This is a genomic window from Micromonospora trifolii (genome assembly GCF_022229005.1).
Classification (GTDB): domain Bacteria; phylum Actinomycetota; class Actinomycetes; order Mycobacteriales; family Micromonosporaceae; genus Micromonospora; species Micromonospora trifolii.
The window spans coordinates 42,354-52,873 of the sequence record NZ_JAKKFD010000012.1 but is presented as its reverse complement, the minus strand read 5'-3'; the positions used below and the strand labels follow the sequence as shown (position 1 = coordinate 52,873).

Genomic DNA, 10,520 nt, shown 5'->3' with positions numbered 1-10,520 from the left:
ACGGTGCGTCTCGCCGGGACGATGCGTGTCCCCGGCGCGATGTGTCTCTGCCGGCCGGGAACCCTCGGAAGCGCGACCGGGCTCGCCTTCGGCGGCGGGCCCGGCCGGGCCCGGGGTGCGACCCGAGGTCGCCGCGTGCTCGGATGCGAGCGGGTCGCGCCAGTCGCGGGGCGCCGTCGGATTCTCGTCGGCGGCCAGCCGCTCGCCGGTCGGCGCGTGGAAGCCGGGCGGCACCTCGAAACCCGATGCCGCGGTGCCGACGGGCGGCACCTGGACGGCCGGCGGGGCGGAAGTCGGTAACCCGGGTTCGGCCCAGCGGGCACGGTGCGCGGCGGCCGGATCGACGGTGGAGAGTGGGGCGGGGCCCGGGTCGGGCTCCACGGCACCCTGCTCCGCCGGCGGTGCGGGACGTTGGGCGGGCACCACGAGCCGGTCGCTGGCCGCCCCGGGACGACCCTCCACGGGCAGCCCCGGCGGTGCGCTCACCGGCGTGGGGCGCCCCGCGGGCGGTTCGAGGCCGGAGTGGTGGACGCCGTTGACGTCGTCCGGGTGGTGCGCGCCGTTGACGTGATGACCGTTGGTGCGGGCCGGCGACTCCGGGTCGCTCGACTGCCCCACCAGCGGCGATGGCAGGTCGCCGTGCCGGGTCGAGGAGGTCCGCCAGCCCGACGCGGGGTCGGGCTGCCAGCGCGGCGCCTCGTCCCGGGCGTCGTCGCGGTCGGCGGCTCGGGGCCACCCACCCGCCGGAGGCGCCCACCCACTGACGGAACGGCTCGGGTCGTCGTGCTGACCCGCTCCGTCACCGTGCTCTCCCGGGGTGGCGGCTCCGGGTTGCCCTGTTTCACTCACCGCGCGCTCCTTGGTCGCCCCCGCTGAGGCTACCGTGTGCCGAGAGTGGCGATAAGTTACAGCGGCGGGCCATTTCCACGACCGAGGTCACGGGCCTCGCCCGGTCTGGGGGGAAAATGCCGGCTCGTACGGAGAACTCGGAGGATCCCATGACCGCTGCGGGGAACGGTGCACAGACCGCCGGCCGGCCCACCCGCCTGCCCCGCTCCGCGCGCCGTAAGCAGCTTCTCGCTGCGGCGCAGGAGGTGTTCGTCGCACAGGGCTACCACGCCGCCGCGATGGACGACATCGCCGAGCGGGCCGGGGTCTCGAAGCCGGTGCTCTACCAACACTTTCCCGGAAAGATGGATCTCTACCTGGCGCTGCTCGACACGCACTGTGACGCCATCGTCGCTCAGGTGCAGGATGCGATGCGCGGCACCAGCGACAACAAGGAGCGGGTCAGCGCGTCGGTACGGGCGTACTTCGACTTCGTCGACCACGAGAGCGAGGCGTTCCGGCTCGTCTTCGAGTCGGATCTGCGCAACGACCCGGCGGTGCGGCAGCGCGTGGAGCGCGTCGAGCAGGGCTGCATCGCGGCGATCACCGACACCATCATCTCCGACACCGGGGTGAGCCGGGCGCACGCTGAGCTGCTCGCCTCCGGGCTGGTCGGCGCGGCGGAGACGGCCGCGCAGTTCTGGCTGGCCGGCGGCCGGCAGGTGCCCAAGGCCGAGGCCGAGGCGTTGGTGGCCGCGCTGTCGTGGCGGGGCATCGCGAGCTTCCCGCTGCAAGGTGAGTCAGCCTGACCGCCGACCCCGTGATCGGATAGCCTTCGCAGGGCGGTTCTTTCGCCCCAGTTGAGGAGGCACAGTGGAGGTCAAGATCGGCGTGCAGTACGCGCCGCGCGAGCTGGTAGTGGACAGCGCGCAGTCGCCGGCCGAGATCGAGCAGATCGTGACCGACGCCTTCGCCGGTAACGGCGGCACGCTCTCCCTGACCGACGAGAAGGGCCGGCGGGTCATCGTTCCGGTCGAGAAGGTCGCCTACGTCGAGATCGCTGAGGCGTCGTCCCGGGCGGTCGGGTTCACCGTCCGCTGACCGGTCCGGCCATCGCGGCAGGTCGGCGCTCGGCCCGCCTGCCGCAGGCCGGCACCGGCCGGGTGCTCAGTTGTTCAGCCCGGCGGCGGCCATCCGCGCGGTGTGCGCGGTGGTGAGCCTGCCGAACAGCCCCGGCACGTCGACCCGGCCGTCGCGTGCGATCAGCGCGGTGAGGGTGGCCCGCTCGGCGGCGACGCGGCCGGCCTGGGACAACGCCTCGCCGACCAGCCGGCGGGCCCACATCGAGAGTCGGCCAGCCACCCTGGGGTCGTCGGCGACGGCGACCCGGATCTCCGCCGCGGCGAAGTCCGCGTACCGGGAGTCGTGCAGGACGTCCAGCACCAGCGCCCGGTCCGGTTCCTCCAGCGCATCGGCGATCTCGCGAACGAAGTCGTCGGTGATCGCGTCGCCCACGTACGCCTTGGTGACCACTTCCGCCCAGTCCCGTGGCTCGGTCGAGTCGTGGTACGCCTGCAACGGCTCGACATAGGGCGCCATCGCATCCTCCGGCGGTACGCCCAGCGCGGTGAGCCGGTCGGCGAGACGCCGGTAGTTGGCGATCTCGGCCGCGGCCATCTCGTTCAGTGCGGCCCGGCGGCGCAGGTCAGGAGCGAGCCGGGCGTCGCCCGCCATCCGCTCGAAGGCGAGCAGCTCGCCGAAGGCGACGAGACCCAACAGGTCGGCGACGGCGAAAGCAGACACGAGCGGCAGGCTACCGCGCGGCGACCATCGCGCGCGTCCCGCGCACTTCGCACCCGGTACGACACGGCGGACGCGCAATGAATGTGGCGTGAGTCACATTTGCTTGCCCCGCGTGGCGAGTGGCCGGATGGGAATCGGGACGGGGGCATGCCTGTTCAGGTAACATGGAGCAGTTGCCGTGGGCGCCGATCTGATCGAAGCTCAGCCCGCGGCGCGCGTGCGGCCCGGTCCGGCTCGGCAATCTGCCGCCGACCGTGTGGCCCGCGTCATACCGAACGCGCCCTGAGGACATGACGGGCGCACCCACGAGAGGGCACCCCCACATCCACATGAGCGACCTGACTCAAGATTTGCTGGACGGCCAGGAACTGGCCCCCACCGCCCCGGTTCGACCGGAGGCCCCCACGTTCGCCGCACTCGGCGCCCGCGCCGAGACCGTCGAGGCCCTGGCCTCGGCCGGCATCACCCGCGCATTCGCCATCCAGGAGTACGCGATCCCGATCGCGCTGCGCGGCGTCGACCTGATCGGTCAGGCGCCGACCGGCACCGGCAAGACCCTCGGCTTCGGCGTACCGCTGCTCGACCGGGTCTTCGCCCCGGGCGAGGGCAGCGACGGTGTCCCCCAGGCGCTGGTCGTCGTCCCCACCCGTGAGCTGGGCATCCAGGTCGCCAAGGACCTGGCCGCCGCCGGCCGGACGCGTGGCGTCCGGGTGCTGCCGATCTACGGTGGCGTGGCGTACGAGCCGCAGATCGACGCGCTGCGCAAGGGCGTCGAGATCCTGGTCGGCACGCCCGGCCGACTGATGGACCTGCAGAAGCAGAAGCACCTCCGTCTGGACCGGGTGCACGCCCTCGTCCTCGACGAGGCCGACCGGATGCTCGACCTGGGCTTCCTCGACGACGTCGAGAAGATCCTTGCGATGCTTCCGGAAGACCGGCAGACGATGCTCTTCTCGGCCACCATGCCGGACCCGATCGTCACCCTGTCGCGGCGCTTCCTGCGCCAGCCGATGACGATCCACGCCGGGCACACCGCCGAGACCGGCCCGTCGCCGCAGACCCAGCAGCTGGTCTACCGCACCCACTCGATGAACAAGGTCGAGGTGGTGGCGCGCATCCTCCAGGCGGAGGGGCGTGGGCTGACCATGATCTTCACGCGTACCAAGCGGGCCGCCGACCGGGTCGCCGAGGATCTCGACTTCCGCGGGTTCGCGGTCGCCGCGGTGCATGGTGACCTCGGCCAGGGTGCCCGTGAGCGGGCGCTGCGGGCCTTCCGGGCCGGCAAGATCGACATCCTGGTCGCCACCGACGTGGCGGCCCGTGGGCTGGACGTCACCGGCGTCACCCACGTCATCAACTACGACTGCCCGGAAGACCAGGACACCTACACCCACCGGATCGGTCGTACCGGCCGGGCCGGCGCGACGGGTGTCGCGGTGACCTTCGTCGACTGGGACGACATGCCGCGCTGGCGGATCATCGACAAGACCCTCGGTCTGGAGATGCCGGAGCCGCCGGAGACGTACCACACGTCGCCGCACCTCTACACCGACCTGCACATCTCCACCGAGGTCAGCGGCACGCTGCCCACGGCCGAGCGCACCCGGGCCGGGCTGTCCGCCGAGATCGAAGAGGATCTGGGTGGGACGACCCGCTCCCGTCGGGGCGACAGCGGAGGTCGGGGCCCCCGACGCGGCGAGAGCCGTGGTGAGGGTCGCGGCGAGGGTCGCGGCGAGCGCCGTGGTCGGGGCGATGGCCGCCGTGACCGCTCCGACGCCGGCACGCCGGCCGTCGCCGAGGCACCTGCGGCCGACGCCGCCGACGCCGCCGACGACGGCGCCCGTACCCCCCGCCGCCGGCGTCGCCGCCGCGCCGGCGAGGTGGTCGCGGGAGAGGCGACCGCAGTGATCTCCGCCGACGCCGGCCCCGCCGAGCCGGCCACCGCATCCGCCGACGGCGAGGCGTCCAAGCCACGCCGCCGACGCCGCCGCCGTGGTGGCGGTTCCGGTGCGGGTACGCCGGCCGAGGCGACAGCAGACTGACCACCAGCCACACCTGACATCCCCCGCACCGCCTCGCGCGGTGCGGGGGATGTTCCCTTCTCCCACCCCACCTGCCGAAGATGGAACGATGCCGCAACCACTGGACGCCGCCCTGACCGAGGTTCGGGCGCTGCTGCTCGACCCCGCGCTGACCCGGGCGGTCGCCGCCGGACGTCGACGCGGCCGCCGCCCCACCGTTGAACGGGCCGAACTGCGGCCGGTGCGGCTCAAGGCCGGGCCCCGGATGCAGATCACCACGTCCGACGGCGCTCGCCCGTACACCCGCAACCTCGCCTCCGGCCCCGAGGCCGCCGCGGCGATCGACGAACTGCTCGCCGAGCCGTTCGGCAACTGGCACGTCGAGACGGCCGACGCGACCCTCCAACTGCGGGTGACCAAGTCCGGCGAGGCACAGGTGCACCGGGCCGCGACGTCCCGTCCGGCGGCGACGCCCACCGGGAACGACCGGACGAAGGAATACCTGCTCGACCCCGGTGACCCGATCTTCGCGGAGATCGGCGGCTCGGCGGCCAAGCGCCGCCAGGTGGACGCGTTCCTGCGGGCCCTGGCCGCGACCCTGCCCGACGACCTGACCGGCGCGCTACGGGTGGTCGATCTGGGCTGCGGCAACGCCTACCTGACGTTCGCCGCGTACCGCTATCTGACGAGTCGTGGGCTCGACGTCCAGCTGGTCGGCGTGGACGTCCGGGAGGACCAGCGGCGGCGCAACACCGAGTTGGCGCAGCGGCTGGGCTGGGCCGACCAGGTCAGCTTCGTGGCCGGGACGATCGCCGACGCTGTCGTCGACCCCGCTCCCGACCTGGTGCTGGCGCTGCACGCCTGCGACACCGCCACCGACGAGGCGCTGGCCCGCGCGGTGCGCTGGGAGGCCAAGTGGGTGCTGGCCGCGCCGTGCTGCCACCACGATCTGGCGAAGCAGCTCCGCGCCCACCCCGCCCCGGCCCCGTACGAGCTGCTGACCCGGCAGGGCATTCTGCGCGAGCGCTTCGCCGACGTGCTCACCGACGCGCTGCGCGCCGGGCTGCTGCGGGTGCACGGGTACCGGACCGAGGTGGTGGAGTTCGTGGACTCGCAGCACACCCCGCGTAACCTGCTGATCCGCGCCCGTCGTACCGGTGTCGAGGCGACCGAGCCGCAGCGCGCGGAATACCGCGAGCTGGTGAACCAGTGGCAGGTCACCCCCCGGTTGGAGACCCTGCTGGCCACCGGAGAGACGCCCCAGCTCCTGGGCGGCTAGCGTCGGCGGTCCCGGCCACCGTTGCGCTCGCTGACACCACGGTCGAGGACCGACACCCGGTCGGCGGCGGGCCGCTGGGCTGCCCACTCACCGTCGCCCGGGGCGGTCGGGAATGGCACGACCTTGCCCTCGGTCCCGGCGTTGCCGGCTGCCGCGAAGGCGTTCCAGGAGATGTCGACCAGCAGCTTCTTCACCTCGGCGTGCCGGATGGCGGCGTTGTGTTGCAACGCCATCCGGGCACCGAGCAGCACCGCGACGAGCGTGGTGGTGATGGTGCCGGTGGCGGCCAGCACCTGGAGACCGGTCGCGGAGTCGGTGCGGAGCACCAGGACCAGCAACCAGATCCAGAACGCGGCGGCGAAGACGCCGGCCTTGGCGACGAAGAAGAGGCTCACCGCACCGGGCTGGTACGGCTGGGGGCGGCTCGATTCGGCCATGGTGCTCCTCGGCGGTGGTCCGGTCGGCGGCGGTAGGCGACAGACGCGATGTCGGGACGGGCACCGAGCTTAATGGAAGAACGATGAAGATCGCTCTATGCAATTTTCGTTCTGCACACACGCTTCCAGAGAAAAGTCTCGTCCACGGGACAGTTTGTGCGGTCAGTCAATTGTTTCCGGCTCCCGGCGTACTACCCTCGGAAGGCGCATCGTCCCGGTGCTCCGGCAGGAGGGGAAGACACACAGGGATGGGATCAGCCGACGTATCACCGCAGATGGCCTTCGCCCGCTTCGTCCGGCGCGCCATCGATGACGCTCGTGACGAACGTGGCTGGACCGTGACTGATCTTGCCTCGCACACGGGCGTGGGTCGTTCCACAGTGTTCCGTTGGCTGGCCGGTGACTGGCAGGACTATCCCGAGTTGGCCAAGGTGCGCGGCTTCTGCGCAGCACTGGATCTGCCGGTCGCCGCCGCGTTCCGCGCGCTCGGGCTGCCCGACGCCGGCCCCACTCCCCGCCGACGCCACGACGACGGCCCGGTCGAGGCCGACGTCCGGGCCATCCTGGACCGGCTGGCCGACCCCACGGTTCCCGCGGAGGAGAAGCACCACATCCGCGACCTGCTCCGCTACCTGGCCCGCCGCCCCATCCGCCGAGCCAGCTAACCCCGCCCCGGAGCGCGTTGATCATGGAGTTGGCGTCACGACACGCCGTGGCGGGAGGCGACAACCTCATGATCGACCGAAGACAGCGGAGGGGCCGGGCCTAGGGGACGGTGAGGGTGAACTCGGCGGTTCGGACTTCGGCGTTCACCTGGAAGTCGAGGTAGAGGCGGTAGCGGCCCGGGCCGGGAGTGGTCAACCAGAACTTGATCTGACCGTCCACCAGCTCGGTCTCCGGGTGCACGTGCAGATAGCCGAGGTCGCCCTCGCGCAACGCCACCAGGTGCCCGTACGCCCCGAGGTACCGCTCCAGCGGGGCTGCACCACCAGCACCGTCGACCCGGAAGGTCAGCGGCACTGTCACCCCCGCCTGCGGAGTGCCCTGGTAGCCGACGGTGAAGCCGTCCACGGTCGTCGAGGTGGCCGGCCCCGGCAGTGGACGAGGCCGGTAGTCGCCGGGCGCCACCAGATCCGTGCCGAGGGTCACAGCGGTCTGCGCGCCGTTGTCGGCGACCACCGTGAAGTCGGCGTACGCGCGCCAGAGGCCGGGCTGCGCGAGGGTCAACGGCACCGACCAGGTGCCGTCCGCCGCCATGGTCGGGTGCAGGTGCTGATAACCGGTCAGGTCCCGCCGAACGACGATGAGGTGCAGCGGCTTGTCGTGCACGATGGCGAACCGGGTCACCGGCCGGCGCTGCGCGTCCCGCACCTGGAAGCGGAGCTGACCGGGGCGACCCGCCGCGAACTCGGTGGCCAGGGGGGTCAGTGTGTAACCGGCCGAGCTGACCGCCAGACCGCCCGGCTCGGTGGCCGCGCCCTGATCGGTGGCCGTGGCGCTGCCATGGTTGTGCGGCGCGACGCCCGGTGGGTCGGTGTGCTCGGCGGCCAACGAGGGGCTGCCGGTGGCGGCACCGTTGGCGTTCAGCCGCCCGAGGCCGAAGCCGAGCAGCACCGCCAGCACCAGCCCGCCGACCACCAGCGCCAGCCGGAGAGTGCTCCGGTCCGGCCCGGCGGGACCATGGTCAGCCACGACGGCAGGGCCCTGATCAGCCACGGCCGACGCCCCGCGCCCGGCCGGCCTCGCCGCCAGCGGTCCCGCCCGCAACGGTGCGCGCACGGGTGACGGGCTGCTGGTCGGTCATGCCGCCCACGGTACCGCCGCGTCCGGCCGCGCCAGGCCGACGCCCGCACAGCGTGGCGACCGTCGCACTCGACGCCGGCCGGGAACCTTTTCCACAGGCCCGGCGCAGACCACGCCACAGCGCCGGGCAACGCCCCGACAGGGGCACGGCCGGCGCCGCAGACCCGAGCAGCGCCGAGGATCGGCGTGACGGCAGCGGGTCAACCGGCCACGGCGAGGGCGAGCGGGAGCACGTCGGTCGCGCCGGCCCGGCGCAGGGCCCGGGTCACCAGCGTCATCGTCCAGCCCGAGTCGATCAGGTCGTCGACGAGCAGCACCGGGCCGTCCAGCCCGGCCAGGGCGTCGGCCAGATCGGTCGGCACTGTGAAGGCGTCGTGCAGCGCGCGTACCCGTTGGGCGCTGTTGCCGCGCGGCCCGGCCGGGCCGTCGGGGCCGGCCGCGGTGACCTCGCCGAGCAGCGGCAGCCGGCCCACTGTGGCGATCCGCTCGGCGAGCGAGCCCAGCAGCCGGGGCCGCCGCCGGGAACCGACAGCCACCACCGCCACCGGTCGGCGGGGCCACGGGTTGTCGCCGTGCGCCCACGCCTTCAGCACCTCCACGACCGCGCCGGCGACGTCGTCGGGCACCGGCGCGTCCGGCGCTTCCGGGCCGACGAGAGCACGCAGCCGCCCACCCCAACCAAGGTCGGAGAGGCGCCCGACGGCCCGGCCTGGCAGCGCCTGCTCCGCGGGGGCGATCCGGCCCTTGAGGGGTACGCCCACCGCGTCGAGCCCGGTCGGCCAGAGCTTCTTGGGCGCGATCTCCACGCCGGGGCGACCCAGGAAGGTCTGCGCGGCGGCGAGCGCGGCCGTCGACACGTCCGCGGCGAAGAGTGGGTCGGCGCACCTGTCACATCGGCCGCAGTCAGCCGCCTCGGTGTCGTCCAGGCGTTCCCGTAGATACCGCATCCGGCAGTCGGACGTGGTCGCGTACTCCCGCATGGCCTGTTGCTCGACGGTGCGCGCCTCGGCGACGCGGCGCAACCGGGCCTCGTCGTAGACCCACGGCTCGCCGGTGGCGAGCCACCCACCGCGCACCCGGCGGACCGCGCCGTCCACGTCGAGCACCTTGAGCATCAGCTCCAACCGGGCCCGGCGCAGGTCGACGAGGGGTTCGAGCGCCTGGGTGGAGAGCGGGCGGTCGGTGTGCAGGGCGGCCAGCACGGCGCGGACCTGCTGCTCCGGTGGGAACGCCAGCGAGGCGAAGTAACGCCAGATCGCGGCGTCCTCGACGCCGGGCAGCAGCAGCACCTCGGCGTGCTCGACGGCGCGGCCGGCGCGGCCGACCTGCTGGTAGTACGCGATCGGTGAGGGTGGCGCGCCGAGGTGGACGACGAAGCCCAGGTCGGGTTTGTCGAAGCCCATGCCGAGGGCGCTGGTGGCGACCAACGCCTTGATCTTGTTGTCGAGCAGGTCCTGTTCGGCGGCCCGCCGGTCGGCGTCGTCGGACTGCCCGCTGTACGAGGCGACCGGGTAGCCCCGGGAGCGCAGGAACTCGGCAGTCTCCCCCGCTGCCGCCACTGTCAGCGTGTAGACGATGCCCGAGCCGGGCAGCTGGTCGAGGTGGTCGGCGAGCCAGGCCAGCCGGTGCGCCGGGCTGGGCAGGTCGAGCACCCCGAGGCGCAGCGACTCGCGGTCCAGGGTCCCGCGCAGGATGAGGGCGTCACCCAGTTGCTCGGCGACGTCCTGGGTGACCCGGGCGTTGGCGGTGGCGGTGGTCGCCAGCACCGGGGTGCGCTCGGGCAGCTCGGCGAGGAACGTCCGCAGCCGCCGGTAGTCCGGCCGGAAGTCGTGCCCCCAGTCGGAGACGCAGTGCGCCTCGTCGACCACCAGCAGGCCGGTCGTCGCGGCCAACTTCGGCAGGACGCCGTCGCGGAAGTCCGGGTTGTTGAGCCGTTCCGGGCTGATCAGCAGCACATCCACCGCGCCGGTCTGGATCTCGGCGGTGATCTCGTCCCACTCGTCGAGGTTCGCCGAGTTGATCGTGCGGGCCCGGATGCCGGCCCGAGCGGCCGCCTCGACCTGGTTGCGCATCAACGCCAGCAGCGGCGAGACGATGACTGTCGGCCCGGCCTGGTGGCCCTGCTCGCGGTCCCGGAGCAGGGCGGTGGCCACGAAGTAGACAGCCGACTTGCCCCAACCGGTGCGCTGGACGCACAGCACCCGCCGCCGGTCGACGACCAGCGCCTCGATGGCGCGCCACTGATCCTCGCGCAGCCGGGCATGGTCACCGGCCAGCCGGCGCAGCACCGCCTCGGCCCGCTCCCGTACCGCTGCCCGCTCTGCTGTCTCCACCCGGCATTTCTACCAG

9 protein-coding genes and 1 pseudogene are annotated in these 10,520 nt (G+C 73.0%); 5 read left to right on the top strand and 5 right to left on the bottom strand.

Annotated features, from left to right (window positions below):
* Positions 1-849: pseudogene (locus tag NIE79_RS09010) on the bottom strand (hypothetical protein); the annotation flags it as partial.
* 149 nt (positions 850-998) lie between these two features.
* Here NIE79_RS09010 and NIE79_RS09005 point away from each other — a divergent pair.
* Complete coding sequence (locus NIE79_RS09005; protein ID WP_030489514.1) at positions 999-1,637, top strand: TetR/AcrR family transcriptional regulator; 639 nt, start codon at positions 999-1,001, stop codon at positions 1,635-1,637.
* Between the two features lie 64 nt (positions 1,638-1,701).
* Positions 1,702-1,929 carry a DUF3107 domain-containing protein gene (locus tag NIE79_RS09000; RefSeq protein WP_088950288.1) on the top strand — a complete coding sequence of 76 codons (228 nt, stop codon included), beginning with the start codon at positions 1,702-1,704 and terminating at the stop codon, positions 1,927-1,929.
* A gap of 66 nt (positions 1,930-1,995) precedes the next feature.
* On the opposite strand, the gene NIE79_RS08995 is transcribed toward NIE79_RS09000, so the two are convergent.
* Positions 1,996-2,631: a ferritin-like fold-containing protein gene (locus NIE79_RS08995; protein ID WP_238678110.1), complete on the bottom strand. Its 636-nt coding sequence runs from the start codon at positions 2,629-2,631 to the stop codon at positions 1,996-1,998.
* Positions 2,632-2,960: 329 nt separating this feature from the next.
* Between NIE79_RS08995 and NIE79_RS08990 the strand changes: the two genes are divergently transcribed.
* Positions 2,961-4,673: a DEAD/DEAH box helicase gene (locus tag NIE79_RS08990; protein ID WP_238678109.1), complete on the top strand. Its 1,713-nt coding sequence runs from the start codon at positions 2,961-2,963 to the stop codon at positions 4,671-4,673.
* A gap of 88 nt (positions 4,674-4,761) precedes the next feature.
* Positions 4,762-5,931 carry a class I SAM-dependent methyltransferase gene (locus tag NIE79_RS08985; RefSeq protein WP_238678108.1) on the top strand — a complete coding sequence of 390 codons (1,170 nt, stop codon included), beginning with the start codon at positions 4,762-4,764 and terminating at the stop codon, positions 5,929-5,931.
* Here NIE79_RS08985 and NIE79_RS08980 read toward each other — a convergent pair.
* Positions 5,928-6,368: a hypothetical protein gene (locus NIE79_RS08980; protein ID WP_238678107.1), complete on the bottom strand. Its 441-nt coding sequence runs from the start codon at positions 6,366-6,368 to the stop codon at positions 5,928-5,930. The two genes, NIE79_RS08985 and NIE79_RS08980, sit on opposite strands and share 4 nt — an antisense overlap.
* Positions 6,369-6,616: 248 nt before the next feature.
* On the opposite strand from NIE79_RS08980, the gene NIE79_RS08975 reads away from it, so the two are divergent.
* Entirely contained in the window at positions 6,617-7,033 is a 417-nt protein-coding gene (locus NIE79_RS08975) for a helix-turn-helix domain-containing protein (RefSeq protein ID WP_238678106.1), read from the top strand.
* 100 nt (positions 7,034-7,133) lie between these two features.
* On the opposite strand, the gene NIE79_RS08970 is transcribed toward NIE79_RS08975, so the two are convergent.
* Together NIE79_RS08970 and NIE79_RS08965 are read right to left on the bottom strand one after the other, a co-directional pair.
* On the bottom strand, positions 7,134-8,060 hold the full coding sequence (locus NIE79_RS08970; protein WP_238678105.1) for a DUF8832 domain-containing protein: 927 nt from the start codon (positions 8,058-8,060) through the stop codon (positions 7,134-7,136).
* A gap of 311 nt (positions 8,061-8,371) precedes the next feature.
* Positions 8,372-10,504 (bottom strand): RecQ family ATP-dependent DNA helicase, encoded by a 2,133-nt coding sequence (locus NIE79_RS08965; RefSeq protein WP_238678104.1) that lies wholly within the window; start codon positions 10,502-10,504, stop codon positions 8,372-8,374.
* Between the last annotated feature and the right edge of the window lie 16 nt (positions 10,505-10,520).

Excerpts from the sequence above, each read along its gene's own strand:
- NIE79_RS09005 (WP_030489514.1), top strand. The coding sequence starts at position 999 with ATGACCGCTGCGGGGAACGGTGCACAGACCGCCGGCCGGCCCACCCGC.
- NIE79_RS08980 (WP_238678107.1), bottom strand. The coding sequence starts at position 6,368 with ATGGCCGAATCGAGCCGCCCCCAGCCGTACCAGCCCGGTGCGGTGAGC.
- NIE79_RS08985 (WP_238678108.1), top strand. The coding sequence starts at position 4,762 with ATGCCGCAACCACTGGACGCCGCCCTGACCGAGGTTCGGGCGCTGCTG.
- NIE79_RS08975 (WP_238678106.1), top strand. The coding sequence starts at position 6,617 with ATGGGATCAGCCGACGTATCACCGCAGATGGCCTTCGCCCGCTTCGTC.
- NIE79_RS08990 (WP_238678109.1), top strand. The coding sequence starts at position 2,961 with ATGAGCGACCTGACTCAAGATTTGCTGGACGGCCAGGAACTGGCCCCC.